Raw genomic sequence first — 26,739 nt, forward strand, 5'->3', positions numbered from 1 at the left:
TTCGTTACATGACCGATCATGGGTTTGCGTTTGGTCTTTTTGCCACTAAATGGCATTCTAGGCGCAGCAAAGGATCAAAGCCATGTTCGAAAAGCGCAGCCATGTGACACCGGTTGATCCGGTCTGGACCCGTATCACATCCGAAGCCCAAGCGGCCGTCGAGAAAGAGCCCCTCATGGGGGGGCTCGTGCACGCCTGTATCCTGCATCACCGCAGCCTTGAACGCGCGCTTTCATATCGGGTGGCGGCCAAGCTGTGTTCGAACGAAATGTCGATGATGGTTCTGCGTGAAATCGTGGATGAGGCATATGCCGACGATCCGGGTTTGCTCGAAGCTGCTCGGGCGGACCTTATGGCCGTTTACGAACGTGACCCGGCCTGCCATCGGCTGTTGCAGCCGATCCTGTATTTCAAAGGGTATCAGGCCATGCAGGCATATCGCGTGGCCCATTGGTTGTGGCGCAAGGGGCGCTATGATTTGGCCTATTTCTTCCAGATGCGTTCGTCCGAGATTTTCGGGATCGACATTCACCCGGCAGCCAAAATCGGAAAGGGCATCATGATCGACCATGCCCATTCCATCGTGATTGGCGAGACGGCAGTGGTGGGCGACAACGTGTCGATGCTGCACTCGGTGACACTGGGCGGAACGGGCAAGGAAGAAGAAGACCGTCATCCAAAAATCGGAGACGGTGTTCTGATCGGGGCCGGGGCCAAGGTGCTGGGCAACATCACCATTGGGCATTGCAGCCGCATCGCTGCCGGTTCGGTGGTGTTGCAAGAGGTGCCGCCCTGCAAGACCGTCGCCGGTATCCCCGCCAAGATCGTGGGGGAAGCCGGGTGCGACCAGCCTTCGATCTCGATGGATCATATGCTGGGCAAGGATCAGTAGCAGCTCAGCGAGAGCGGTTGGCGCGTTTGTCCAACCGCTTGCGCCGCCGTTCTTCCCGTTTTTGTTTGCGAAGCTCTTGCCGTGTGTCCTGTGCGGCTTTCTGCCGGGCAATCGCGGCCGGATCGTTTGGCTTGAACTTTGAATGCTCACCCGGATAGCCGTTGGGCTTTGCCAAGGCAAAGTCAGGTGACATGGCTGCCGGAAACGCCGAAACAGTCAGGCTGAGAATGAGATTTTTTGAGAGCATCGCGCACCTGCCTTCCGTCTGCTTCCAATGGAAGGAAGTGGGGCGTCTTGATGCATCGGGCAATCGATGCCCCGATCACGCAAGTTCAACTCAGTGAAAACACTTGAGGCTGCCCGCGCTCCGGCTGTCCGGGGCACGGGCATTATTCGGGTCGTCAAGCCAGCATGACCATCGGGTTTTCCAGGTTGTCGACAATAGCCTTGAGCAGTTCTGCCCCCAGCGCGCCGTCGATGACGCGGTGATCGACGGACATGGTAACGGACATTACGGTCGCCACCGTCAGTTCTCCATCATCCCCGACAACGGGCTTTTTCACGCCGGTACCCACCGCCAGAATGCCGGCATGAGGCGGGTTCACGATGGCGTCGAAATTGTCGATGCCGAACATGCCGAGGTTCGAGATGGCAAACGTGCCACCCTGATACTCGTGCGGTGCCAGCTTGCGCTCGCGGGCACGGGCGGCAAGATCCTTCATCTCGGTCGAAAGTGCCGACAGAGATTTCATGTCGGCGTCCTGAAGAACCGGGGTGAACAACCCGCCCTCGATCGCGACCGCTACGGCCACGTCCGACGGCTTGAGTTGCAACACGCGGTCGCCCGCCCAGACGGCGTTGCAGGCTGGAACCTGCTGAAGCGCGTTGGCGACGGCCTTGATGATGAAGTCGTTGACGCTCAGCTTCACGCCACGGCCTTCCAACTGCTTGTTCAACTGGCTGCGGAACTTCAGCAGCGCGTCCAGTTTGATGTCGCGGCGCAGGTAGAAATGCGGGATGGTCTGTTTGGCCTCGCCTAGGCGTGCGGCAATGGTTTTGCGCATACCGTCGAGCTTGATTTCCTCGTACGGGCGGCCTTCGTACATCCGCGCGACCATATCCGCCGATGGACCAGACGGAGCTGCAGGGGCAGCTGCGGGCGTGGCGGCGGGAGCTGTGGCAGGAGCTGCTGCCGGAGCCGTGGCAGTTGCGCCTTCGACATCGACCTTGACAATGCGACCGTGCGGGCCGGAACCGGCAATCTGCGTCAGGTCGAGACCTTTTTGTGCAGCAATCCGGCGGGCCAGAGGCGAGGCAAAAATCCGACCACCATCAGCCTTGGCCGGAGCGGCCGGGGCAGGGGCGGGTGCCTCGGGTGCCGCTGGCGCGGCAGCCTCGTTGCCCGCGGCGGCTGGTGCCGCCTCGGGGGCCTTGGCAGGTGTCGCCGCGATATCATCTGCGCTTTCGCCATCTTCCAGCAAAATCGCGATAGCGGTGTTGACCTTGACCCCTTCGGTGCCTTCGGGGATCAGAATCTTGCCGATGGTGCCTTCGTCAACGGCCTCGAACTCCATCGTGGCCTTGTCGGTTTCGATCTCGGCCAGCAGATCACCGGAGGAGACGGTATCGCCTTCCTTAACCAGCCATTTTGCAAGCGTACCTTCCTCCATCGTCGGGGACAGGGCGGGCATCAGAATTTCTGTAGGCATCTGTCTGTCGCTCCTTACCGGTAGGTCACTTGTTTGACGGCGGCGATCACCTCATCGGTGGTGATCAGGGCCAGCTTTTCGAGATTGGCGGCATAGGGCATCGGCACGTCCTTGCCAGTGCAATTGATGACCGGCGCGTCGAGGTAATCAAACGCCTCCTGCATCACGACCGAGCTGATATAGCTGCCCACCGAACCTTGCGGCCAGCCTTCTTCCACAGTCACCAGACGGTTGGTCTTCATCACCGAGTTTATGATCGCACCGGTATCCATCGGACGGATGGTGCGCAGATCGATGACCTCGGCGCTGATGCCGTCTTCGGCCAGCTTGTCTGCGGCTTCCAGTGCGTATTGCATGCCGATGCCGAAGCTGACGATGGTCACGTCCGAGCCTTCGCGCCAGATGCGCGCCTTGCCCAGCGGCACGGTCAGGTCATCGACCTGCGGCATGTCGAAAGTGCGACCATAGAGGATTTCGTTTTCCAGGAAGATCACCGGGTTGGGGTCGCGGATGGCCGATTTCAGCAGACCTTTGGCGTCGGCTGCCGAATAGGGCATGACGACCTTCAGGCCGGGGATCTGCATGTACCAGGCGGCATAGTCCTGGCTGTGCTGGGCAGCCACGCGCGCGGCGGCGCCGTTGGGGCCGCGGAACACGATCGGACAACCCATCTGACCGCCGGACATGTACAGCGTCTTGGCGGCCGAGTTGATGATCTGGTCGATCGCCTGCATCGCGAAGTTGAACGTCATGAACTCGACGATCGGCTTCAGACCGCCAAAGGCCGAACCCACGGCGATGCCGGCAAAGCCGTGCTCGGTGATCGGTGTGTCGATCACGCGCTTGGGGCCGAATTCGTCCAGCAGACCCTGGGAAATCTTGTATGCGCCCTGATATTCCGCGACTTCCTCGCCCATCAGATAGACGTCTTCGTCGTTGCGCATTTCTTCGGCCATCGCGTCACGCAGAGCTTCGCGAACGGTTTCGGATTTCATCTCGGCATCTGCCGGCCAGTCGGGCGACAGGTCGACCACCGGCGCAGCGGGGGCCGCAGCGGCAGGAGCGGGGGCCTCGACCGCTGCCGGGGCGGCTTCGGTCACCGCTGCGGCTGCCGGTGCAGCCGCGGTCACGGCCGAGGCGTCTTCGCCTTCCTCGACCAGAACCGCAATCGGGGTGTTCACTTTGACCCCTTCACTGCCTTCGGCGATCAGGATCTTGCCGACGATGCCCTCGTCGACAGCTTCAAATTCCATTGTCGCCTTGTCGGTCTCGATTTCGGCCAGGATGTCACCGCTGGATACGGTGTCGCCTTCCTTGACCAGCCATTTGGCCAGCGTGCCCTCTTCCATCGTGGGCGAAAGGGCGGGCATGAGAATTTCGGTTGCCATGTCTTATTCGTCCTCTCAGGCGTAAATGTCGGTCCAGAGCTCTTCAACGGCGGGCTCGGGGCTTTCTTTCGAGAATTCGGCGGCTTGGTTCACGATCTCTTTGATTTCCTTGTCGATCGCCTTCAGGTCATCCTCGGTCGCGTGTTTGCCGGTCAGCAGCAGCTCGCGCACATGTTCGATCGGGTCGCTTTGTTCGCGGACTTTCTGAACCTCTTCGCGGGTGCGGTACTTGGCCGGGTCGGACATCGAGTGGCCGCGATATCGGTAGGTCTTTACCTCAAGAATGTATGGGCCCTTGCCGGCGCGGCAGTGGGCAACGGCCTTTTCACCAGCGGCTTTGACGGCCAGCACATCCATTCCGTTGACGATCTCGCCGGGGATGCCGAAGGCTTCGCCGCGTACATAAATATCGGGTGACGAGGTCGAACGCGCCTGGGCTGTGCCCATGGCGTATTGGTTGTTCTCGATCACGAAAACCACGGGAAGATCCCACAGAGCGGCCATGTTGAACGTCTCATAGACCTGGCCCTGGTTTGCGGCACCATCGCCGAAATAGGTAAAGGTCACGCCGCCATTTTCCTTGTACTTGTCGGCAAAGGCCAGACCTGCACCCAAAGGCACCTGCGCGCCGACGATGCCATGGCCCCCATAGAAATGCTTTTCTTTCGAGAACATGTGCATCGAACCGCCCTTGCCCTTGGACAGGCCGCCTTCGCGCCCGGTCAGTTCGGCCATCACGCCGCCCGGGTCCATGCCACAGGCCAGCATATGGCCGTGGTCACGATACGAGGTGATCCGCTTGTCGCCGTCCTGTGCGGCCGCTTCGAGCCCGACAACAACCGCCTCTTGACCGATGTACAGGTGGCAGAACCCGCCGATCAGACCCATGCCATAAAGCTGACCCGCCTTTTCTTCGAATCGACGGATCAGAAGCATCTCGCGGTAGTATGTCTTGAGTTCTTCCGCAGAAACATTTGGTTTCTTTGTGGTTTTTCGCGCAGCCATAGTGGCGATCTCCCCCTTTCGGCAAGATAGTTTAGCGTTAAACTATCTCATAAAGCATTTGGGGCTTTCTGGCGAGGGGAAATGTGACGCAGCGTCCGAACGGGCGCGGCGCAGCCGACGGGTAAAGCGGTGTGACCATGGTCCGACAGTATCCGGCAGCCCAAACAGGATCAGCGGATCACGATTTCATCCGCTCGGATCATACCAAGAACCGAACGCGCTTGCTGATCGAGCAGGTCAAGATCCAGATAGGTGTCGGACAGGCGCCGGGTCAGGTTCTCCAATTCGGCGATTTGGGCGTTCAGCTTTTCCAGGTCCTGTGACAGGGCGTCCCGTTCCGCAGCAATTTCGACCCGCCGAAACAGGCCATAGTCACCTTGTACGGCGGCAAAGGTGAAATACACACCAAGCATGAAAGCCACCGAGAAAAAGATGATTGAGCCCAAGCCGGGCCGATGGGAACGGGACACTCTGTTTACCGCCGTATGAAAACTAGCCTCAAAAACGTGCCCTTTGCGAGCATCTGAACACACTATGTCACAGGTGATTCGGGTTGTGAATCCCCTGTTTCGATTTTTTCATCAGTAATTTAAGCGCGTCCTGATCCTCGTCAGCGCCAGGATTCCAGCGCCTGATTTCGCGCGACGGTCTGTTCTTTCATGCAGGTCCAGTAGAACATCGGCGCAGCGCTGCCGCCGCCTGATAATTCCTTGTCGCAGGTTGCGTCTCGGACCTTCAGCCAGACGCGTTGTTCGGCCAGAAGAGCATCGCCGTCGCCGCGCGCATCGGCTGCGGGTTTGATCTGTGCCCACAGCCGGTTGAGTTCGCGATCTGCGGCCTCCCATTGTTCCTTGGCGCAGAAATTGGCGTCAAGCTGGGTTTGGCCGCCGCAACTGGATTGAGCGGCGGCAGAGCAGGGCAGCATCATTAGGACAAGAAAATAAATTGGCTTCACGGTAATATCCCCCGTTCAAAAGGGGATAATACCATGGACCATGTCAGGCGATCAAAGGCGGCAAGCAGTGCTTACTGATCCAGCGCTGCGACACCGGGCAGCGTTTTGCCTTCCATCCATTCCAGAAACGCGCCACCCGCGGTTGAGATATAGGTGAAGTCCTTGGCGGCACCCGAGGCGTTCAGGGCAGCAACCGTGTCTCCACCTCCGGCGACCGAGATCAGCTGACCCGAACGGCTGAGCGCGGCCGCCTTCAAGGCGGCGGCATTGGTGGCGGCGTCGAACGGTTCCAGTTCGAATGCGCCCAGCGGACCGTTCCAGATCAGGGTTTTGCTTTTGTCGAATATCTCGATGATCGCGGCCACGCTTTCGGGGCCAGCATCCAGGATCATGCCATCCTCGGGGCATTGATCCGCGGGCAAAACCTGATGAGGGGCATTGGCTTCAAACTTTTTGGCAACCACGACGTCACGTGGCAGAACGATCTGGCAGCCGGTGCTTTCGGCCTTGGCCAGAATTTCGGCAGCGGTGTCTTTCATCGCAGTTTCGGCCAGCGATTTTCCGACACTGACACCTTGCGCGACGAGGAACGTATTGGCCATGCCGCCACCGATCACCAGATAATCGACCTTGTCGATCAGATTGCCCAGCAGTTCCAGCTTGGTCGAGACCTTGGCCCCGCCCACAACCGCTGTTACCGGGCGTTTGGGCGCGCCCAACGCGCTTTCCAGTGCCTGCAACTCGGCCTGCATCAAACGGCCCGCACAGGCAGGCAGCAGGCGCGCGATGGCCTCGGTCGAGCTGTGGGCCCGATGCGCCGCTGAAAACGCGTCGTTGCAGTACACGTCACCCAGCCTGGCCATACCTGCGGCCAGATCGGCATCGTTCTTGGTTTCCGCCGCGTGAAAACGCGTGTTCTCGAGCAACAGCACCTGGCCGGGCTGCAAGGCACCGGCGGCCAGTTCCGCCTCGGCCCCGACGCAATCGGCAGCAAACAGCACCTTTGCGCCAAAAGCGCTTTCCAATGTCGGGACCAGTTGTTTCAGCGACAGGCTTTCACGCCGTTCGCCACCGGGACGGCCAAAATGAGCCAGAAGGATCGGTTTTCCACCAGCGGCCAGAATATCGCGCACCGAGGGGACGATCCTTTGAATGCGGGTGGCGTCGGTCACAACACCGTCAACCACGGGCACGTTGATATCCACACGCACCAGCACGCGTTTGCCGTTCAGGTCCATATCGTCCAGTGTTTTCCAGCCCATTGTGCGATCCTTGTCATTGGCAAATGATTTAGGCGGTTCTTTTCCTGCAATTTGCCCTCAGGTCAATGCGTCACTTGGCATTCGTACGCGTGCGTCATAGGTATTTGCGCAAGATAAACGACAGGAGGGCCTCATGGCCGAGATCAAGGATCCCGAAAACACGATCATCATCGAGCTGAAAGACGGCAATGTCGTCATCGAGCTGCTGCCGGATGTAGCGCCTTTGCACAGCGCGCGGATGAAAGAACTGGCCCGCAGCGGAGAATACGACAACGTGGCCTTTCACCGAGTGATCGACGGCTTCATGGCCCAAACCGGTGACGTGCAGCACGGCGACATGGAAGATGGGTTCAACCTGCGTATGGCGGGGACCGGCGGTTCGTCGCTGCCGAACGTGCCGGCAGAGTTTTCCAAGCTGCCCCATGATCGCGGTACGCTGGGCGCGGCCCGGTCGCAGAACCCGGATTCGGCCAACTCTCAATTCTTCATCAACTTCAAGGACAACCACTTCCTGAACGGTCAGTACACCGTTTATGGCCGCGTCATCGAAGGCATGGAGCATGTGGACGCGATCGTACGTGGCGAGCCGCCTGCGAACCCCGACCGCATGATCAGCGTCAAGGTGGCCGCAGATGTATAAGCTTGCCGCCGCCTTTGCCCTGCTGGCAAGCCCGGCGCTGGCCAGCGGTTTGCAGATCGAGGTCGAAGGGGAAGGGGCCAATGGCACGATCTCCATCGACCTGTTCGAAGATGTCGCGCCGAAGCACGTGGAACAGATCACGGCATTGGCTGCGGACGGCAAGTACGATGGTGTGGTGTTCCACCGCGTGATCGAAGGTTTCATGGCCCAGACCGGCGATGTTCAATACGGCAATTCCACCGCGAACGGCTTTGACATGCGGTATGCCGGGCGTGGCGGGTCAGACCGCCCGGATCTGCCGGCTGAGTTTTCTGATCTGACCTTTGATCGTGGCGTGGTCGGCATGGCCCGATCGCAGAACCCGGATTCAGCCAATTCGCAGTTCTTTATCATGTTCGAACCCGGCCCGTTTCTGGATGGCCAATATACCGTGGTCGGTCAGGTGACCGATGGTATGGACGTGGTGGATGCGATCAAACGGGGGCATTCCCAGACCGGAGCGGTTACGGGACAGCCCGACATGATGAAAAAAGTCACCGTCACCGAATGAACCGAAACAGCCCGGCGTTCCAAAAAGCGCCGGGCTGTTTCTTACGGTCGATTGAACGAAACTCAATCGTCTTTTGACATCGCTTTCCAGATGACCGCACCGATTGCTCCGCCGATCAGCGGGGCCACCCAGAACAGCCACAGCTGTGACAGGGCAGGGCCGTCGGCAAACAGGGCGACGCCTGTGGACCGGGCCGGGTTGACCGAAGTGTTGGTGACCGGAATTGACACCAGGTGGATCAGGGTCAAGGCCAGACCAATTGCGATGGGGGCGAAACCGGTCGGCGCCTTGTCCGAGGTTGCACCCAGGATGATAAGGATGAAGAAAGCGGTCATCACGATCTCGATCACCAGAGCGGACATCAGAGAGTATCCGCCGGGTGAGGCCTCACCATATCCGTTGGACGCAAATCCCCCGACGCCGGCGAAGTCGGGCGCACCGCTGACGATCAGATACAGAACCACTGCGGCGGCTATGGCGCCGATGACCTGAGCGATCCAGTAGGGCAGCAGATCCTTTGCCGGAAACCGCCCGCCGATCATCAGACCAAGGCTGACCGCCGGATTGAAGTGCCCGCCCGAGATATGGCCAACCGTGTAAGCCATTGTCAGAACCGTCAGGCCGAAGGCGAAGGAAACGCCAAGCCACCCAATGCCGACATCTGCAACGCCCGCTGCCAATACGGCACTGCCGCAACCTCCGAGAACCAGCCAGAAGGTGCCGAAGAACTCGGCCAGTAGTTTTGATGACATGAAATTTCCTCCACAATGCAATGAGCTTAAGTGTAATTCATAAATTAACTTTTGTTAAATTGAGCCGAACGGGGAATTTTCCCGGCACCCGCGCACCAGGGGTCGCAAAGCCTTAGTGCCATTGAGAAGGATCCAGGTGAAACAGCTTGGACAGTTGCTTGTAAACCTCCGGGTCCGACCTGCGCAGGGCCTTTGGCCGCTCAAAGAACACTTCAACCGAAACGGCGAAAAACTCCTCGTGCCCTTCCGCGCCATAAGGGTCGATTACGGTTGGCTGCCCGGATTCAACGGCGCGTACATGCGCGTCATAGGCTGTCAGGAATGCGGATTCCCATTCTGAAAAGCTTTGGTCGTCGCTAAGTACGGGCACTCCGTTGGCCGACCCTGTCAGATCGTCGATCTGGTGTGCAAATTCGTGAAACACAACGTTTTGGCCGTCATGATCGTTCATGGCCCCGCGCTGGCTATGCGCCCAGGACAGGATCACCGGGCCGCGGTTCCAGCTTTCCCCTGTGCGCACGATTTCCCTCTCGGTGACGACATAGCCGCTGTGCCGGCTCTGTCTGGATTTGAATGCGCTGGGATAGATCAGGATGGTGGTCAGATTGTCATACCAGAGATCGGTATTCACAACCAGCAGACAGGCTTGCGCGGCGATGGACAGTTGCATGTCTTCGGAAACGTCCAGACCGTCACACCCGATGAATTCAACCTGATCCAGGAACAGGTTGATCTTGCCCTCCAGCTTTGCGCGCAGGCCTTGCGGCAGTTTCCGCAAGATCGGGACCTGAGCGTCGACAAGCTGCCGTTGCTTGTCAGTCAACGGCGCGGCCAACAGGGCGTGGCGCGCCTGTCGTTTGGACCAGAAGTAAAAGGCCAGACCTGTGGCGACCACCGCAACAAGTGTCAGAAAAATCAACATGGCCCGACCCTAACGTGATCCCGGCGGGATCAAAACAGGTTTCCCGGATACAGGCTGCGGTGCAAAAAAGAAACGCCGCGGGTCTCCCCGCGGCGTTTCCGATCTGACCTGATGGGTCGAATTACTGCTTGACGTCTGCTGCCGGGTTCGATCCGGCTTTGGCGCTGCGGCCTGGATTCAGCGGATCGTCCTGCCGCTGTACGGATCCTTCGAAATGCGCTCCGCTTTCGATGGCGATGGTCTTGTGGATGATGTCGCCTTCGACACGTGCGGTCGATGTCAGACGCACCTTGAGACCACGTACGCGACCCACGATACGTCCGTTGATCACGACGTCATCTGCGGTGACTTCACCTTTGATCGTTGCCGACTCACCAATGGTCAGAAGGTGAGCGCGGATGTCGCCTTCGACTGTGCCTTCCACCTGTATGTCACCAGAGGTTTTGATATTGCCAGTGATGTGCAGATCCGAAGACAAAACCGACGCAGGCGGTTTGGGCTTGGGTGCAGTGGCAGGTTTCGACTCGGTCGGTGCAGGGGCCGCTGGGGTCGCCGGAGCGGCTGGTTTGGCCGCCTCGGGTGCCTTGGATGCGGGCTCGTTGATTTTGCTTTTAGAAAACATTTCTCGCAGCCTTGATGTAAGTCATTGGGTTTACGGGTTTTCCGTTCACGCGCACCTCATAGTGCAGATGCGTGCCGGTCGACCGTCCGGTGCTACCCATATCAGCAATATGATCCCCGCGCGAGACCCTTTGACCAACCTTCACGTTGATCTTGGTGTTATGAGCGTAAAGTGTCTCAATTCCGAATGCGTGCTTGATTTTCACAAGCCGTCCGAAACCGGATTGCCAGCCTGCGTGGGTAACGACGCCGTCTGCGGTCGCAAAGATATCCGTGCCTTGCGGCCCGGCAAAATCGACCCCGTTATGCATCCGGCGACCACCGGTTTTGGGGTCGCGCCGGCTGCCATAGCCGCTGGTAAAACGCACGGCCGAATGTACGGGATTGGCAAAGGGGGCCTTTTCCGCAGCAAGTCGGTAAAGGTTCAGCTGATCCATCTGTTTCAGCAATGTATTCGCGCGGGCTTCCTCGGCGGACAACTCGTCCACCTCACCGCGCGTGCTAAGGGATAAAGGGGTCAGCGGACCGCCCATACCGCTATATCCGCGCCGGACCTCTTCGATGATGCGGTCTGTTGGCATTCCCGCCTGACGGAACATCTTGTCCAGCGGCTCGACCGAGATCACCATGGCCTCTTCCAGCTGTCGGAAAATCTCGTCGCTGCGTTCCTGCATAAGGCGGATTTCCAGCTCAAGATCATCGCGCTGGTCCAGTGCCTCTCGGGCGTCGGCGGCGATCTGATCGCGTTCCTCGGCCGTGCGCGCCAGAGCATCCGTCATGAAGGCCATCTGTACCGGCGCGCTGGAGGCCGTTACGTACATGTCAGCCTTGCTGTTTTCCTGCTTCAGCGCCGCCAGTTCCTTCCGCGCATCTTCGCGCTGTTTCATGGTGGTGCGCAGCGTGGTCTGAATGACTTCGATCCCCGTCTCAAGTTCGCGACGGCGGTTTTCCGAAGCCAGCAGTTCGGACTGCATGGCGGATATCTGTTCCAGCGCGGCATTGAAACGATCCTGAGCGGCGAGCGCTTCCTGCGCACGGGCGTCGCGTTCTGCGGACAGGACATTCAATCGTTCCTGATAGGTTGCCTGGTCGCGTTTCGCCTGTTCCCGGAAGTTGCCCGAACCGATGCTGTCCATCAGCAGAATGGCAGTTGCTACCGCGGTCCATCCGACCATGACGGCAACACCGGCCACCGCGACCACCTGCGTTTCAGAGCTGAGACGGATAAAACGTGTATCTTTGTCAGACTTCAGAAAAACCCGGCGTTCCGGAAAGTACCGTTCAAATGCGGAGTGTATTTTTATTGCCAGACGTGTTCGCACGCGTCCTACCTCTCATCCCCAAGATCGGGACCGGTTGTGGGTGCCGGCCGCTCCTTGGGCCGACTGCATAAAGGGCAGGCAGCGTTCGGGCAAGTTTGTTGATCAGTCCGGCGCCAACTGCGTAGAAATCCCCCCAAAGATCGGCGGGAAATTGCCGAAAACAATCTTGAGGCGTCAGTTTGGGATTCCGCCGGGCGTGGGCAGGTCTTCGGTCAGCGGCCAGTAGAAATCGGGCGGCAACCCGGCCTCGGCCCGTTTTTCCTCGTTGAAGGGTGGTTTGAGGACGCCGTGGAAATACCGGCGTACCAATGCGTGAAACACATCCTTGGGGTCCGTGTTTTCACGGCCGCACAGGAAGTGAAACCACTTGGACCCATAAGCGACATGGCCGACTTCTTCGGCATAGATCACCTCAAGCGCCGCGATGGCCTGTTCAGACTTGGCCTTGCGAAAAATCTCGATCATGCCGGGGGTCACATCCAGACCACGCGCTTCGAGCACCATCGGCACGACCGCAAGCCGTCCCATCAGGTCGTTTGCGGTGTCTTCGGCCGCGCGCCACATGCCCGCATGGGCGGGCAAGGCGCCATAATGGCTGCCCATCTGTTCCAGGCAATCGCAGACCATCTCGAAATGGCGCGATTCCTCTTCGGCGCATTTTACCCAATCGTCATAAAACCCGATCGGCATCGGCACATGGCCAAAGCGGGCAATGATATCCCAATGCAGATCGACGGCGTTCAGTTCGATATGCGCCACGGCGTGCAAAAGGGCGATGCGGCCCGCCTCGGTGCCCGGTTTGCGCTTTGGCACCTCGCGCGGAGACAGGAGTTCGGGCCGTTCCGGGCGCGCGGGTCGCAATGGGGGAGATGCCGTACCGATCTCGATCGGGGGCGCGTCGCCCTTGCGCGAGGCAAACCACGCTGCGGCGTGCTGTTTGGACAGGGCGGTCTTTTCCCGACCTTCCGCCGTTGCAAGAACTTCGGTCGCCATCTGAGTCAGCGATTTGGACACCATTATTCTCCGCCTGGTTGGTCCTGTGGCTCTTAAACCGGATGGCGACCGTGGTCGAGGACGTTACAGCGCGCGCACGGCTTCCAGCACCTCGTCCACGTGGCCGGGAACTTTGACCTTGCGCCAAACGCGGGCAATTTTGCCTTCGGGATCGATGATAAAAGTCGAACGCTCGATCCCCATCGATTTGCGCCCGTACATGTTTTTTTCGACCCACACGCCGTAGTCTTCACAGACGGTCGAGCTCTCATCCGACAACAGCGGTGTGGTCAGCCCATGCTTGGCGACGAACTTGTCATGTTTGGCGACGCTGTCGCGCGAGATGCCAAAAACTTGTGCGCCCGCATCGGCAAAGGCCTGAAGTTGTTCCGAGAAACCGATGGATTCCTTGGTGCAGCCCGGCGTATCATCGCGGGGGTAGAAAAACAGAACCACGGTGCTACCGCGCAACGCCGAAAGCGTCACCTCGCCGCCGCCGTCGCGCGGCAAAGTGAAGTCAGGGGCGATGTCTGAAACGTCGGGCATTGGAAACTCCGCTAAAGGTTTTTAAAGGCTGCCTGATATCATAGGGCAACGCGTGCGGGTTGGAAGGCGTGGATAGCAATTTGAAGCAGCACGAAGACGGTGACGGAGCACAGCCGGATAAGCCCGCGCGCCGTCGGTCTCGCCGTCGGGCCGCTGGTCTGTGGGCCATGCGCGGCACTTTCGTGCTGGTGTTGCTGGCGCTGTTCACCGGTTTCATGGTTGTCGGGCAAAGAATGCACGCACCCGTCTGGCTGCGGGACAGGGTCGAGGCGCGGCTTGAACAGGCATTGGGCGGGCTGCAAATCCGGTTTGGCGACGTGAGTTTCATCATTCACGAGGGATGGCGACCCCGTCTGCGTCTGACCGATGTGGCCATCAGCGACGCTGAGGGTCGGCAAATTGCGCAGGTGTCCGACATGCGCGCCAGTCTGGCGATGCGCCCCTTGTTGCGGGGGCACGTTCGTCCCAAAAGGATAATTCTGAGGGGTGCGCAGGTCGCCGTGACCCGGGACAAGGACGGGGCGCTGAGCCTTACGGTCGGGTCCGGCAGCGCACCGGTGCAGGAGGCCCCGAACCTGGCACAACTTATCGAGGCTTCGGATCAGGTCTTCCTGTCTCCGGCCCTGTCGGCGCTGACCTCGGTCGAGCTTGATGCGATCACACTGGATTATCGTGATCTTCGGCAGGAGCGGTCCTGGATTCTGGACGGTGGGCATATTCAAGCCAACCGAGCCGGCAACGAAGTGCGCTTGGCAACCGGGTTTTCGGTTCTGGCGGGGCGTGACTATGTCAGTGCCATCGAGGCCAATTATACAAGCGTTCTGGGCACACCTGCCGCACATTTCGGAATCTCGGTCACCGATCTTCCGGCCGAGGACATCGCGGGCCAAACGCCCGCACTTGCCTGGTTGCAGGTTCTGCGGGCCCCGATCTCGGGTGCCTTGCGCGGTGGTGTCGATGAAAACGGCGCGATAGGAACCTTGTACGCCACGCTGAATCTGGGGGCGGGGGCGGTGCAGCCAAACCCGGAAACACGCCCGGTTCCTTTCGAAGCAGCGCGCACCTATTTCACCTATGATCCCGAAGGCCAGATCCTGAATTTCAACGAAGTTTCGGTGGTCTCGGCCTGGGGTGAAGTACAGGCTGACGGAAAGGCGTTTCTGGAAGGTGTGGAAGATGGCGTGCTGGACAGCCTGTCTGCACAGTTGCGGCTGTCCGGTATCAACGTAAACCCGGCAAACCTGTTCCCGCAGCCTATTCAGCTTTCGCGGGCCAGCCTGGATTTCAAGATGGCCCTCAATCCGTTCCAACTGAATCTGGGTCAGATGACCATAGAAGATCCGGGTCACACGGTGCGTGCCTTTGGTGTCCTGACCGGGCGGCCGGATGGTTGGGCCGTCAAGCTGGATGCCCATTTGGATCAGATGACCTCAGACAAGGTGCTCAGTTACTGGCCCGAACGTCTGGCCCCGAAACCGCGAGAGTGGGTGACCGAAAACCTGTACGAAGGGGTTCTGTCGGATATGGATTTTGCCCTGCGCCTGCTGCCCGGATCCAAACCCGATCTCTATCTGGATTTCGGGTTTGAAAAGGCGAAGGTCCGATTTGTCAAAACCCTGCCGCCGATCGAAAACGCTCAGGGTCAGGCCAGCTTGCTCAATCAACGCTTTACCGTCACTGCGCAGCAGGGCGTTGTGATTGCGGATGACGGCGGTGCTGTTGATGCGTCGGGGACGTCCTTCATCATACCCGATACGGATATCAAGAAATCCGCGCCGGCGATTGCGCGCATTCAGGCCAAAGGCAGCGTGACGGCCGCGTTGTCTTTGTTGGACCGGCCTCCGCTGGAATTGCTCAGCAAGGCGGGGTTACCCGTTGATGTAGCAAAAGGAACGGTGTCGCTTGCGGGAACCCTTTCCCTGCCCTTGAAAAAGGGTCTCAAGTTTGACGAGACCGAGTTCCATTTCGACGGAAGGTTGGCCAACCTGTTCAGTGACCGCTTGGTGCCCGGATTTGACATCAGTGCTGATCTTCTGGCCCTTTCTGGTGATCAGTCCGGCGTTCAGATTCAGGGGCAGGGGCAGTTCGGGGACGTACCGCTGACGGCGCTCTGGCGGCAGCCGATAGACGGCAAGTCTGAACAGCGAAGCACCCTGACCGGTCAGATCGAGCTGTCGCCGCGATTGATGGATGAGATCGGCGCCGGTCTGCCTCCGGGGATGCTGACCGGCAAAGGGATTGCAGATATCACGTTGGGGCTCGGCGCCGGGGTTGCCCCGAAATTGTCCGTCACGTCCGATTTGCAGGGTGTCGCGCTGGCCATACCCGAACTTGGTTGGAGAAAGGGGGCCAATTCGACCGGCTCTCTGACGGCCGAAGCGACTTTGGGGTCGCAGTTGAAGGTGGATAGCCTGCGCATAAATGCAGCGGGTTTGCGTACAACAGCCTCCATCACGTTTCGTGAAAACGGCGAATATGACCGGGTTCGCTTCACCTCTTTTGACCTGGGCGATTGGCTGGCGGTCCCGGCAGAGCTGATCGGGCGCGGAAACGCCATGCCGGATATCCGTGTGCTTGGCGGCGTCCTTGATATGGGCCGCGCGAATTTCGGCGAAAGCGGCGGATCGGGCGGCGGGGGCGGTGCCGGGCCGAAACTGGACGTGACGCTGGATCGCCTTCAGGTTACGGAAACCGTCGCGCTGACCGGGTTCCAGGGTGCCTTTCAGACGACCGGCGGAATACAAGGGAACTTCACCGCGCAGGTCAATGGTGGCGCGCCGGTCCGAGGGCAGGTCAGCCCCAGAGGGAACCGAAGTGCCGTTGACCTGACGTCGCAAGATGCGGGGTCCGTGCTGCGATCGGCCGGAGTTCTGACACAGGCGCGGGGCGGAGAAATGACCCTCAAGCTCGAACCTGTGGCCGCAGCCGGCAGCTATGACGTGATACTGAGAATCACCAACACACGGATCACCGACGCCCCGGCCATGGCGGCCTTGCTGAATGCCATCAGTCTTGTGGGGTTGTTGGATGAAATGGCGGGGCAGGGTATCTTTTTTGCAGCAATCGATAGCCGGATGCGTGTCACCCCCACAGACATCAAAGTGCTCAGCGGCAGTGCCGTCGGCCCGTCGATGGGCCTGTCTTTTGATGGCACCATCGACACGGTGAACGGATTGCTGAACCTGCGCGGTGCGATCTCGCCCATATACCTGCTCAACGCAGTTGGCAGCGTGTTTACGCGCAAGGGTGAAGGCGTTTTTGGCTTCAACTACACTCTGACCGGCCCGCTTGCCTCGCCCAAAGTGTCGGTAAATCCGTTGTCCGGTCTCGCACCTCTGTTCCTGCGCGACCTGATGCGCGCCCCGGCCCCCAAAGTTCAGGATGGTCCGAACGCAGTGCCGCAGAAGCCGGATGAACCCAAACGCACATTCGGCTCATCCCCAAGTGACCGCTGACAGGATATGGCCGAATCTGATGCAGGGTTGTAAGGCGCGGGCATGAAACTCAGCGATTTTGATTTCCATCTGCCCGAAGACCTGATCGCCACGCGGCCGGCCAGCCCGCGTTCCTCTGCGCGTTTGCTGGTGGCGCAGGGGGATGCAATCACGGACAGCCATGTTTTCGACCTGCCCGATTTCTTGCGGCCCGGCGACCGGCTGGTGTTGAATGACACACGGGTTATTCCGGCGCGACTGAACGGCCGGCGTCACCGAGACAGCGCGCAGGGGCCGGTTTCCGCAGGGATCGAGGCCACTTTGCTGGATCCACAGGCCGATGGCACGTGGTCTGCGTTGATCAAGCCGCTCAAGAAGGTGAAGCTTGGGGAAGAGATTGTCTTCTCGAACGATCTCAGCGCCACGCTGGACAGGGTTGCGGATGGCCAGGCGCATCTGCGCTTCAATCTCAGCGGCGAGGATTTCGACGCGGCGCTGGATCAGGCCGGAGCAATGCCTTTGCCGCCCTACATCGCAGCCAAACGTCCGGCTGATGAACGGGACAAGACGGACTATCAGACCATCTGGGCAAATCATTCAGGCGCCGTGGCCGCCCCGACCGCATCGTTGCATTTCGATGAGGCGCTGATGCGGGCGCTGGCAAAACGGGGGGTAAGCTTTACGCATGTGACGCTTCATGTGGGGGCAGGGACTTTTCTTCCGGTCAAGGTTGAGGATGTCACAACACACAAGATGCATGCTGAATGGGGGCAGGTAAGCCCCGGCGCCGCCGCCGAGATACAGGCAACCAAGGTCGCCGGCGGGCGGGTGATCCCGGTAGGGACAACGGCTTTGCGCCTGATCGAAAGTGCGGCAAGGTCAGGAAAGATTGAACCCTGGGAAGGCGAAACGGATATCTTCATCTATCCCGGTTTTGAATTCCATGTCACTGACGCATTGATGACCAATTTTCATCTGCCGAAATCCACGTTGCTCATGCTGGTTTCGGCACTGATGGGACAGGATCGGATGCGCGATGTCTACGCGCATGCCATCGCCCGGAAATACCGGTTCTTTTCCTATGGCGACGCGTCGCTTTTGTTCCCTTGAGAGGCGCGGAAACAGTATCACGGATCGGGAATGTCGTAGACAAGCGCGACGCAGGCGGTCTTTGATCGCAGAACGACATTAAAAACAGGTTGGCATTAGTCGGAGGCCCCAATGATTCAGGTCCTTTCCAGCGCATGGGCGCTGCTGCTCGGCATGGGGTTGCTGATGGTCGGAAACGGCCTTCAGGGCACGATTCTGGGTGTGCGGGGTGAGATCGAAGGCTTTTCGACCTTCGAGATGTCTTTTGTCATGTCGGCTTATTTCCTGGGCTTTCTGGGCGGCTCACGCCTTGCGCCCGAGATGATCCGGCGTGTTGGCCACGTGCGGGTCTTTGCGGCCCTTGCGTCGTTCATTTCAGCCGTGATGATTATGTATCCCATGCTGACAAACCCGATCGCATGGATTCTGGGCCGGGTGGTGATCGGGTTCTGTTTTTCGGGCGTCTATGTCACCGCCGAAAGCTGGCTCAACAATGCGGCCAGCAACGAAAATCGCGGGCAGGCGCTGTCGCTCTATATGATCGTCCAGATGACGGGGATCATCAGTGCGCAGGCGCTTGTTCTTGTTGGTGACCCGGCCGGTTACGAGACCTTTGTGATCGCCTCGATCCTAGTTTCAGTGTCCTTCGCACCGATTTTGCTGTCAATCTCGCCCACACCGGCCTTTGATACCACCAAACCGATGACCCTGAAGAAACTACTGGAAACCTCGCCTCTGGGCTGCGTGGGCATGTTTCTTCTGGGGGGCGTGTTTTCGGCGCAGTTCGGCATGGCGGCGGTGTATGGCGCCCGGGCAGGGTTGTCGCTAGTTGAAATTTCGACCTTCGTTGCAGCGTTTTATGTTGGTGCGGTGGTCCTGCAATACCCTTTGGGCTGGTTTTCTGATCGTATGGATCGCCGCTTTCTGATCCTGCTTGTAGCGCTCGCCGGCGCCGGTGGCGCAACGATCGCTATGATGATGGGCGGATCGTTTCCAATTCTGCTTGCTTCGGCTTTCCTGATCGGCGGTATGTCCAACCCGCTTTACTCCTTGCTGATTGCGCATGCGAATGACTTTTTGGATCACGAGGACATGGCGGCCGCATCCGGTGGGCTGGTATTCATCAACGGTCTGGGCGCGATTGCTGGGCCGGTGATCACCGGATGGCTGATGGGGGATGCCGTATTCGGGCCACCGGGCTTTTTTCTCTTTATTGCGGCACTGTTACTCGCAATGGCACTTTACGCCCTGTATCGGACGACGCAGCGGGCATCGATACCCGTGGACGAAACCGGCACAATGTCGACGCTGTATCCAACAGCTTCGCCAGTTGCGTTTGAAGTGGCACAGGAAGTCGCCATCGAAGCCGCCGAGGCCGAACAGGCTGAGCAGGAAGATGCCTAGGACACAGGATTATGTCGCAAGTGTTGCAATATGTTACTGTAACAGTTCTGCAAAACGGCCTTAAATGACGTTACGTCCAGACTACGGGCACAAGACGGAGTTTAAGGCAATGGTAACGCCTGAAGAAGTATTGAGTTTTTGGTTAGATGAGGTGGGTCCAAAGGGCTGGTACAGTGAGGATGAAGCGCTGGATTCAGAAATCCGCGCACGTTTTCAATCAACGTGGGAGGCTGCGGCCGAGGGCAAGTTTTCGCTCTGGCTGACCTATCCCAGCGGGTCACTGGCTTACATAATTTTGACGGACCAATTTCCACGCAACATGTTCCGCGGGCAAGCGTGTGCTTTCGCGACGGACCGAGCGGCCCTGGCGGCTGCGAAATGCGCGGTGGACAGAGGTTGGGACAAGAAGATCGATGAACCGGCCCGGCAGTTCTTTTACCTGCCGATGATGCATTCGGAAAATCTGTGTGATCAGGAACGCTGCGTGCGTCTGATCTGTCAGAACCTAAGCGGCGATACAAGCAATCTGCTGCACGCCCGTGCGCATCGTGAAGTGATCCGCAAGTTCGGTCGTTTCCCTTACCGGAACAAAGCACTGTCGCGCAGCTCAACCCCCCATGAAGTGGCTTACGTCGACATGGGCGGCTATGGCAGCACCGTACGACAACTGCAAGCGATGGCCTGAGATCGCAGATACATGTTGTGCGCCTCGGTTGTTCGCGCGGGGCGCTTCAGGATCCCGGCTCACATCCTTTGAACGCCAGGACGCGTTCGGATGCGATGTCTGCTCCGGTCTGTATGGCTTGGGCGATCAGAACCTCTGGTGTCTCTGCAAGTTCTGTGAATCGCTCCTGCGCAGATTGCAGCTTTTGTTCAACCGCGTTCAGGCGGCGCAATGTTGCCTGGATATTTTGAGCGGTTTGACTGTCCGTAACCTGATTTTCCTTCATCAGCGTCGCCAAATCGTCACGCAACGCGGAAAGTTCGCCCCGAATGCCCTTCGCCTCATCCCGAAAAGGGGCAAGAACCTGTACGGCCGTTGAGAATTCTGCCGAGACGCTTTCGACTTTCGATGCCAGCTTCCAGCCTAAAAACAAGCAAAGCGCCACAAGTATCAAAGTTGCGTTAAGCAGAGCAAGCGCCAGATCTTTCAGTGTTTTGGCCATGGTAAACCCCTTGAATTCAATGTCTTCACGAATGTCCGAGCGGCGTCGGCAGTTCCGTTCTAGCCATAGCGCGGGCCGGGGTATAGGCTGAAATCCGCACATTCAGGCATGGTTTACCTTGCGTCTCATTTGTCGCGGGAAGGCGTGTTGATGCGTTTCTGGAAATAGTTTAATGGTAAACTAAATTTTCACCACCTGCGCCGAGAGGAACACATGGCTGCACAATCCTATGATCTGATCGTAATCGGAGCTGGCCCCGGTGGCTATGTCGCCGCCATCCGTGCGGCCCAGCTTGGTCTGAAAACCGTCGTGGTCGAGCGCGAGCACCTTGGTGGCATCTGCCTGAACTGGGGGTGCATTCCCACCAAGGCATTGCTGCGGTCCTCCGAAGTGTTCCATCTGATGGAACGCGCCAAGGATTTCGGATTGAAGGCCGACAAGATCGGTTACGATCTGGACGCGGTCGTCAAGAGGTCCCGTGGTGTTGCCGGGCAGCTTTCGGGCGGCATCGGCCATCTGCTGAAAAAGAACAAAGTCGCCGTGGTGATGGGTGAGGCAACAATCCCCGCAAAAGGCAAGGTCAGCGTCAAGACCGACAAGGGCACCGAAGAACTGACGGCCAAGAACATCATTCTTGCAACCGGCGCACGGGCCCGCGAACTGCCCGGTCTCGAGGCTGACGGCGATCTGGTCTGGACGTACAAGCACGCGCTGCAACCGCCCCGGATGCCAAAGAAACTGCTGGTCATCGGCTCGGGCGCGATCGGCATCGAATTTGCGAGTTTCTACAACACGCTGGGGGCCGACACGACGGTGGTCGAGGTGATGGACCGCGTGTTGCCCGTGGAGGATGCGGAAATCAGTGCCTTGGCCAAGAAAGCCTTCATCAAGCAAGGCATGACCATCATGGAAAAAGCCATGGTCAAGCAGTTGGATCGCGGCAAGGGCAAGGTCACCGCTCATATCGAGGTCAAGGGCAAGGTTGAAAAGCACGAGTTCGACACCGTTATCTCGGCTGTCGGGATTGTTGGGAATGTCGAAAACCTCGGGCTCGAGGCACTGGGCGTCAAGATCGACCGCACGCATGTGGTGACGGATGAATATTGCCGCACCGGCGTCGATGGCCTTTATGCGATCGGTGACATCGCGGGCGCGCCCTGGCTTGCACATAAAGCCAGCCACGAAGGTGTCATGGTTGCCGATCTGATCGCGGGCCAGCATGCGCATCCGGTCAAGCCCGAAAGCATCGCCGGATGTACCTATTGTCAGCCGCAGGTGGCCTCGGTGGGATATACCGAAGCCAAGGCCAAAGAGCTGGGTTACGACGTCAAAGTCGGTCGCTTCCCCTTCATCGGCAACGGTAAGGCCATTGCTCTGGGCGAACCGGAAGGTCTGATCAAAACCGTGTTCGACGCCAAGACAGGCGAATTGCTGGGGGCCCATATGATCGGCGCGGAAGTCACGGAACTGATTCAGGGCTATGTGGTTGGGCGGCAGCTGGAGACCACCGAAGAAGACCTGATGAACACGGTCTTCCCGCACCCGACTCTGTCAGAAATGATGCATGAAAGCGTGTTGGATGCGTATGGTCGCGTGATCCATATGTAACGTCATACGCGTGTTGCAGTCGGGCAGGGGGCTCTGCCCCCGCCTTGCTGCGCGCGGCTCCCCCGGGATATTTTGTGCCAGATGAACAAGGGATCCTTTATTCATCTGGCGGCAAATATCCCGGAGCGCGAGGCAGAGCCTCGCTGAAATCCGTTACTGGTTCAAAGCATCCAGAATGCGGGCCCACGAACGGATGCCCTTGTGAAAGCTCTTGACGTCGTATTTCTCATTCGGCGAATGGATGGCGTCGTCCTCGTTGGCATAGCCGACCAGCATCGAATCCAGCCCCAGAACGGTATTGAAGTACCCGACGACGGGGATCGAGCCGCCCATACCGGTAAACACCGCTTCGCGGTCCCACTCGTCCGACAGTGCTTTGCGCGCGGCTTCGAATTCCGGGCGATCGATATTCATGACCGAAGCGGGCGAACCTTCCAGATCGTTGTCCCAGACAACTTTTGCATCCGGGGACAGGCGATCCTCGACATGTTTGCGGATCTTGCTGCGCAGCGCGTCGGGGTCCATATCGCCCACCAGTCGGCACGTGATTTTACAATGCGCTTCCGAAGGGATAACGGTTTTTGAGCCTGCGCCATTGTATCCGCCCCAGAGCCCGTTCACCTCAAGTGTCGGGCGCGCCCATTGCTGTTCGAGCGTCGAATAGGCTTTTTCGCCGTGCGGCTGGGTATAGCCGACCGAATTCAGATAATCCGCTTCGTCGAAGCCGCAATTCTGCCACTGGCGCAGCTGGTCCTGGGGCACTTCATGAACGCCTTCATAGAAACCATCGACCGCGACACGCCCGGTTTCGTCATCATAGAATGAGGCAACGATTTTCGACAGCTCGCGCAGCGGGTTCAGCCCCGGGCCACCGTAATGGCCGGAGTGCAGATCGATGCGGGGCCCGATGATGGTGAACTCGTCCTTCAGCATGCCGCGCAGCTGCGCGGCAATCGACGGAACACCTCGCGATACCATGGATGTATCGCAAACCAGCGCCAGATCCGCTTTGAGTTCGGCCGCGTTTTCTTCGAGGAAGGGGACCAGAGAGGGTGAGCCGGATTCCTCTTCGCCTTCAAAGAAGAAGGTGATGCGGCAGGGCAGGGATCCGTGCACCGCTTTCCAGGCGCGGCAGGCTTCGACGAATGTCATCAACTGACCTTTGTCGTCCGATGCGCCGCGCCCGCGGATAACGGGGCCGTGCTCGGTATCTTCGATTGCGGGGTCGAACGGGTCGCGCGTCCAAAGGTTCAACGGATCGACAGGTTGCACATCATAATGGCCATAAAACAGGATATGGGGTGCATCCGAGTCCTCGCCCACATGGCCTACGACCATCGGGTGCCCCGGAGTTTCCCGTTGTTCTGCGGCAATTCCGATACTGTTGAGGTCGGCAACCAGCCAGTCGGCTGCACGGCTGACGTCGGCCTTGTACGCGGGATCGGTTGAGATCGAAGGGATGCGCAGCAGCTCCATCAGGCGGTCGATCGAGGTTTGCAGATCTTCGTCAATCCGGTTCAGCACGGTGTCTAGCGACATGGGGATCTCCTGCTTGTCAGTGTTCGGGCGAACCCTAGCAGCGTTGACAGCGCCGTCCAGAGCGGTTGATCTGAATTGTTCATGCAATCACAAGCCCGCGAATGACGTTGCGCGGGCTGCGTCGTTTCCACGCGTCCGATAGCCGGAACTCTACTTGCCGTGAGCATTGCAAACTTATATTTGATGCAAATCAAAGTTGGGTTCACCTGTTCGGCTGTAACCAGCTGAATAAAGTAACACAAAGCTGCTGATACAGGTTAAGCTGTGGGATGTGGCAGACTAATTGCCCAAGGGAAACCGGAAACGGGCATTCAAGGAGGGTCCGTTGGACTATACTGCTCAGCTCGATTCAGCGATTGCCAGGCTGCATGACGAAGGACGTTACCGGACCTTTATCGATATCGAACGTCGCAACGGTCATTTTCCGCACGCGGTGCGCACGCGCCCGGACGGCTCGCAGCAGAACATCACCGTATGGTGCGGCAATGACTATCTGGGCATGGGCCAGCACCCTGTTGTTCTGAACGCAATGCACGAGGCGGTCGAAGCCGCAGGTGCCGGGTCGGGCGGTACGCGCAACATCTCGGGGACAACGGTCTATCACAAACGGCTCGAGGCCGAGCTGGCAGATCTGCATGGCAAGGAAGCCGCGCTTTTGTTCACCAGCGCGTATATCGCCAACGACGCCACGCTCAGCACGCTGCCCAAGCTGTTTCCGGGGCTGATCATCTATTCTGACGCGCTGAACCATGCTTCGATGATAGAAGGGGTGCGCCGAAACGGCGGGGCCAAGCGCATCTTCCGTCATAACGACGTGGCGCATCTGCGCGAATTGCTTGAGGCGGACGATCCCGCCGCACCCAAGCTGATCGCCTTTGAATCTGTCTATTCGATGGACGGTGATTTTGGTCCGATCGAAGAAATCTGCGATCTGGCAGATGAATTCGGCGCGCTGACCTATATCGACGAAGTGCACGCGGTGGGCATGTATGGCCCGCGCGGTGGCGGCGTGACCGAGCGTGACCGGCTGGCACATCGGATCGACATCATTAATGGCACTCTGGCCAAGGCCTATGGCGTCATGGGGGGCTATATCGCCGCCAGCGCAAAGATGTGCGATGCCGTGCGGTCTTATGCGCCGGGCTTTATCTTTACGACATCGTTGCCGCCGGCAGTTGCCGCAGGAGCTGCTGCATCCGTTGCGCACCTGAAAACCGCGTCTGAGCTGCGCGAGCAGCACCAGACTCAGGCGAAGATCCTCAAGCTGCGGCTGAAGGGAATGGGCCTTCCGCTGATCGACCACGGCAGCCATATCGTGCCTGTGATCGTCGGCAATCCGGTGCACACCAAGAAGCTCAGCGATATGCTGCTGGACGATTATGGCATTTACGTGCAACCGATCAATTTCCCGACCGTCCCGCGCGGAACCGAGCGTCTGCGTTTTACCCCGTCTCCGGTGCATGGACCCGACGAAATGAACCGTCTGGTGCAGGCGATGGACGAACTTTGGTCACATTGTGCGCTAAATCGCGCCGAACTTGCCGGATAACCTAACGCCAAAGTGTGCAACGAGTTTGCCGCGTGTTAAGCTTACGCTAACAAAACGAGTAGACGAATCATTCTGGGAATGATTCGCCACTTACGCGAAATACGCGACAGGCAGAATGGGGCAGCAGGGATGATTGGGCGCAGATCTCAGCGCGAATCCGAAGAGGACGTAGATGTCAGACCAAAAGGGTTTGACGACTACGAAGTTCGCCTAGGCGACAAGATGCGCGGTGAACGCGCAACGATGGGCAAATCTCTTCTGGATGTTCAGCGCGAGCTGCGGATTAAAGCCAACTATATCGCTGCAATTGAGAACGCTGACCCTGATGCGTTTGATACACCCGGCTTTATCGCCGGGTATGTGCGTTCCTATGCGCGCTATCTGGGTATGAACCCTGATGAGACCTTCGCGTCTTTCTGCAAGGAAAGCGGATTTGAGGTTGCGCATGGCATGTCCGCAGAGGCCTCGGTGGTGCGGAAACCTTCGGGGGCTCTGCCTGCGCGCGGCCCGATGGGGCGGGATCCGTTCATTTCGCCCAATACGCCCTATATTCCGGGCAAGGAGTCTCTGGTCAGCCAGATTGAACCTCGCGCAATCGGCTCGTCGCTGGTTTTGATCGCGGTGATCGGTGGCATCGGCTATGGCGGTTGGTCTGTTTTGAACAAGATTCAGCAAGTTCAGGTCAGCCCGGTTGAACAGGCACCGGTGGTTCTGTCTGATCTGGATCCGCTGGATGCGGCGCGCAGCAACGTGTCAGATCATGTTGCGGAAGTGGCAAGCGCCGAAGCATTGGACCGTCTCTATCGTCCGCAGGCGCTGGATGTTCCGGTGCTGGTTGCGCGGGATGCTCCGATCTCCACGCTTGATCCGCGCGAGGTTGGAACCTTCCGCCCGCCCGAATTGCCGCAGTTCGAAGTGGCTGAACTGCACACGGTCGAAAAACCGGCCTTGCCGCAAGTGGTCGAACAGATCGATACCACGCTAAAGATCGTGGCGGTTGATCCGGCATGGATGCGCGTGACGGCTGCGGATGGCAGCGTCATTTTCGAAGGTACACTGGGAACCGTCGAGCAGGGCAGTGTATTCGAAGTGCCCCTGACGGAAGAACCGCCGACATTGCGTGCGGGCGCGTCGGGATCGGTATATTTCGCGATGAACGGTGAACATTACGGCCCGGCGGGTGCTCCGGGAACGGTCGCCAAGGGTGTCGTTCTGTCGAAAGACGCCGTGTCCGAGGCCTATGCCGTCGCCGATCTGGAGGCGGAACAGAACAGTGCGCTCAAGCAACTGGTGGCGGAACTGCAAACCGAGGCGACAGAAACGCCCGCCGAGTGATCTAGCCATTGCGATAACCCTGTTGCCGAACTATCTACAGTCGCAACTCAGGCAGACG

General features: G+C 58.9%; 25 protein-coding genes. 10 read left to right on the forward strand and 15 right to left on the reverse strand.

Going from position 1 to position 26,739, the window contains the following annotated elements; translation table 11 throughout:
• Nucleotides 1–82: 82 nt before the first annotated feature.
• A complete protein-coding gene (cysE, locus tag I9184_RS03295; RefSeq protein ID WP_209832779.1) occupies nucleotides 83–892 on the forward strand; it encodes a serine O-acetyltransferase in 810 nt (269 codons plus the stop codon).
• A gap of 4 nt (nucleotides 893–896) precedes the next feature.
• Here cysE and I9184_RS03300 read toward each other — a convergent pair whose 3' ends face one another.
• From I9184_RS03300 to I9184_RS03330, 7 genes are all read right to left on the reverse strand, one after another.
• On the reverse strand, nucleotides 897–1,139 hold the full coding sequence (locus I9184_RS03300; protein WP_171723067.1) for a hypothetical protein: 243 nt from the start codon (nucleotides 1,137–1,139) through the stop codon (nucleotides 897–899).
• A gap of 154 nt (nucleotides 1,140–1,293) precedes the next feature.
• Complete coding sequence (locus I9184_RS03305) at nucleotides 1,294–2,601, reverse strand: pyruvate dehydrogenase complex dihydrolipoamide acetyltransferase (RefSeq protein WP_209832782.1); 1,308 nt, start codon at nucleotides 2,599–2,601, stop codon at nucleotides 1,294–1,296.
• 14 nt (nucleotides 2,602–2,615) lie between these two features.
• Nucleotides 2,616–3,989, reverse strand: coding sequence for a pyruvate dehydrogenase complex E1 component subunit beta (locus I9184_RS03310; protein ID WP_171631707.1), 1,374 nt, complete (start codon nucleotides 3,987–3,989; stop codon nucleotides 2,616–2,618).
• Nucleotides 3,990–4,004: 15 nt separating this feature from the next.
• The gene (gene pdhA / locus I9184_RS03315; protein ID WP_171115415.1) at nucleotides 4,005–4,994 is read right to left on the reverse strand and encodes a pyruvate dehydrogenase (acetyl-transferring) E1 component subunit alpha; all 990 of its coding nucleotides are present in this window, start codon (nucleotides 4,992–4,994) and stop codon (nucleotides 4,005–4,007) included.
• 170 nt (nucleotides 4,995–5,164) lie between these two features.
• Nucleotides 5,165–5,464, reverse strand: coding sequence for a septum formation initiator family protein (locus I9184_RS03320; RefSeq protein WP_171115419.1), 300 nt, complete (start codon nucleotides 5,462–5,464; stop codon nucleotides 5,165–5,167).
• A gap of 140 nt (nucleotides 5,465–5,604) precedes the next feature.
• On the reverse strand, nucleotides 5,605–5,949 hold the full coding sequence (locus tag I9184_RS03325; RefSeq protein WP_209832784.1) for a lysozyme inhibitor LprI family protein: 345 nt from the start codon (nucleotides 5,947–5,949) through the stop codon (nucleotides 5,605–5,607).
• Nucleotides 5,950–6,020: 71 nt separating this feature from the next.
• Nucleotides 6,021–7,211, reverse strand: a complete 1,191-nt coding sequence (locus I9184_RS03330) for a phosphoglycerate kinase (protein WP_209832786.1) — start codon at nucleotides 7,209–7,211, stop codon at nucleotides 6,021–6,023.
• Between the two features lie 133 nt (nucleotides 7,212–7,344).
• Here I9184_RS03330 and I9184_RS03335 point away from each other — a divergent pair, with 133 nt between their 5' ends.
• Both I9184_RS03335 and I9184_RS03340 read left to right on the forward strand, forming a co-directional pair.
• The gene (locus I9184_RS03335) at nucleotides 7,345–7,851 is read left to right on the forward strand and encodes a peptidylprolyl isomerase (RefSeq protein ID WP_152458298.1); all 507 of its coding nucleotides are present in this window, start codon (nucleotides 7,345–7,347) and stop codon (nucleotides 7,849–7,851) included.
• The gene (locus I9184_RS03340) at nucleotides 7,844–8,401 is read left to right on the forward strand and encodes a peptidylprolyl isomerase (RefSeq protein ID WP_209832788.1); all 558 of its coding nucleotides are present in this window, start codon (nucleotides 7,844–7,846) and stop codon (nucleotides 8,399–8,401) included. Before I9184_RS03335 ends, I9184_RS03340 begins: the two co-directional genes overlap by 8 nt.
• Before the next feature lie 62 nt (nucleotides 8,402–8,463).
• Here I9184_RS03340 and aqpZ read toward each other — a convergent pair whose 3' ends face one another.
• The 6 genes from aqpZ to I9184_RS03370 all read right to left on the reverse strand — a co-directional run bounded on the left by aqpZ (nucleotide 8,464) and on the right by I9184_RS03370 (nucleotide 13,557).
• A complete protein-coding gene (gene aqpZ / locus I9184_RS03345) occupies nucleotides 8,464–9,153 on the reverse strand; it encodes an aquaporin Z (RefSeq protein WP_209832790.1) in 690 nt (229 codons plus the stop codon).
• Nucleotides 9,154–9,265: 112 nt separating this feature from the next.
• Nucleotides 9,266–10,075 carry a M90 family metallopeptidase gene (locus I9184_RS03350; RefSeq protein WP_209832792.1) on the reverse strand — a complete coding sequence of 270 codons (810 nt, stop codon included), beginning with the start codon at nucleotides 10,073–10,075 and terminating at the stop codon, nucleotides 9,266–9,268.
• 121 nt (nucleotides 10,076–10,196) lie between these two features.
• Nucleotides 10,197–10,697 carry a polymer-forming cytoskeletal protein gene (locus tag I9184_RS03355; protein WP_117868644.1) on the reverse strand — a complete coding sequence of 167 codons (501 nt, stop codon included), beginning with the start codon at nucleotides 10,695–10,697 and terminating at the stop codon, nucleotides 10,197–10,199.
• Nucleotides 10,687–12,018 carry a M23 family metallopeptidase gene (locus I9184_RS03360; protein ID WP_209832794.1) on the reverse strand — a complete coding sequence of 444 codons (1,332 nt, stop codon included), beginning with the start codon at nucleotides 12,016–12,018 and terminating at the stop codon, nucleotides 10,687–10,689. The genes I9184_RS03355 and I9184_RS03360 overlap by 11 nt, the downstream gene beginning before the upstream one ends.
• Before the next feature lie 174 nt (nucleotides 12,019–12,192).
• A complete protein-coding gene (locus I9184_RS03365) occupies nucleotides 12,193–13,035 on the reverse strand; it encodes a ferritin-like domain-containing protein (protein ID WP_209832796.1) in 843 nt (280 codons plus the stop codon).
• Between the two features lie 60 nt (nucleotides 13,036–13,095).
• Nucleotides 13,096–13,557, reverse strand: coding sequence for a peroxiredoxin (locus I9184_RS03370; RefSeq protein WP_171115431.1), 462 nt, complete (start codon nucleotides 13,555–13,557; stop codon nucleotides 13,096–13,098).
• Between the two features lie 80 nt (nucleotides 13,558–13,637).
• Here I9184_RS03370 and I9184_RS03375 point away from each other — a divergent pair, with 80 nt between their 5' ends.
• The 4 genes from I9184_RS03375 to I9184_RS03390 all read left to right on the forward strand — a co-directional run bounded on the left by I9184_RS03375 (nucleotide 13,638) and on the right by I9184_RS03390 (nucleotide 20,169).
• Nucleotides 13,638–17,012 carry a DUF3971 domain-containing protein gene (locus I9184_RS03375; protein WP_245217965.1) on the forward strand — a complete coding sequence of 1,125 codons (3,375 nt, stop codon included), beginning with the start codon at nucleotides 13,638–13,640 and terminating at the stop codon, nucleotides 17,010–17,012.
• Between the two features lie 42 nt (nucleotides 17,013–17,054).
• Nucleotides 17,055–18,101, forward strand: coding sequence for a tRNA preQ1(34) S-adenosylmethionine ribosyltransferase-isomerase QueA (gene queA, locus I9184_RS03380; RefSeq protein WP_209832800.1), 1,047 nt, complete (start codon nucleotides 17,055–17,057; stop codon nucleotides 18,099–18,101).
• A 111-nt stretch (nucleotides 18,102–18,212) separates the two neighbouring features.
• A complete protein-coding gene (locus I9184_RS03385) occupies nucleotides 18,213–19,484 on the forward strand; it encodes an MFS transporter (protein WP_171631739.1) in 1,272 nt (423 codons plus the stop codon).
• Between the two features lie 109 nt (nucleotides 19,485–19,593).
• On the forward strand, nucleotides 19,594–20,169 hold the full coding sequence (locus I9184_RS03390) for a DUF924 family protein (RefSeq protein ID WP_209832801.1): 576 nt from the start codon (nucleotides 19,594–19,596) through the stop codon (nucleotides 20,167–20,169).
• 46 nt (nucleotides 20,170–20,215) lie between these two features.
• Here the strand turns inward: I9184_RS03390 and I9184_RS03395 are convergent, their stop codons facing one another.
• A complete protein-coding gene (locus I9184_RS03395; RefSeq protein ID WP_171631746.1) occupies nucleotides 20,216–20,650 on the reverse strand; it encodes a hypothetical protein in 435 nt (144 codons plus the stop codon).
• A gap of 213 nt (nucleotides 20,651–20,863) precedes the next feature.
• On the opposite strand from I9184_RS03395, the gene lpdA reads away from it, so the two are divergent.
• Nucleotides 20,864–22,258 carry a dihydrolipoyl dehydrogenase gene (gene lpdA / locus I9184_RS03400; RefSeq protein WP_171631749.1) on the forward strand — a complete coding sequence of 465 codons (1,395 nt, stop codon included), beginning with the start codon at nucleotides 20,864–20,866 and terminating at the stop codon, nucleotides 22,256–22,258.
• A 153-nt stretch (nucleotides 22,259–22,411) separates the two neighbouring features.
• Here the strand turns inward: lpdA and I9184_RS03405 are convergent, their stop codons facing one another.
• Complete coding sequence (locus I9184_RS03405) at nucleotides 22,412–23,797, reverse strand: dipeptidase (RefSeq protein WP_209832803.1); 1,386 nt, start codon at nucleotides 23,795–23,797, stop codon at nucleotides 22,412–22,414.
• A gap of 325 nt (nucleotides 23,798–24,122) precedes the next feature.
• On the opposite strand from I9184_RS03405, the gene hemA reads away from it, so the two are divergent.
• Together hemA and I9184_RS03415 are read left to right on the forward strand one after the other, a co-directional pair.
• Nucleotides 24,123–25,346: a 5-aminolevulinate synthase gene (gene hemA / locus I9184_RS03410; protein WP_152458284.1), complete on the forward strand. Its 1,224-nt coding sequence runs from the start codon at nucleotides 24,123–24,125 to the stop codon at nucleotides 25,344–25,346.
• Nucleotides 25,347–25,475: 129 nt separating this feature from the next.
• Entirely contained in the window at nucleotides 25,476–26,681 is a 1,206-nt protein-coding gene (locus I9184_RS03415; protein ID WP_171723080.1) for a helix-turn-helix domain-containing protein, read from the forward strand.
• Nucleotides 26,682–26,739 lie beyond the last annotated feature (58 nt).

The organism is Ruegeria sp. HKCCE3926 (assembly GCF_017872515.1).
GTDB lineage: Bacteria > Pseudomonadota > Alphaproteobacteria > Rhodobacterales > Rhodobacteraceae > Ruegeria.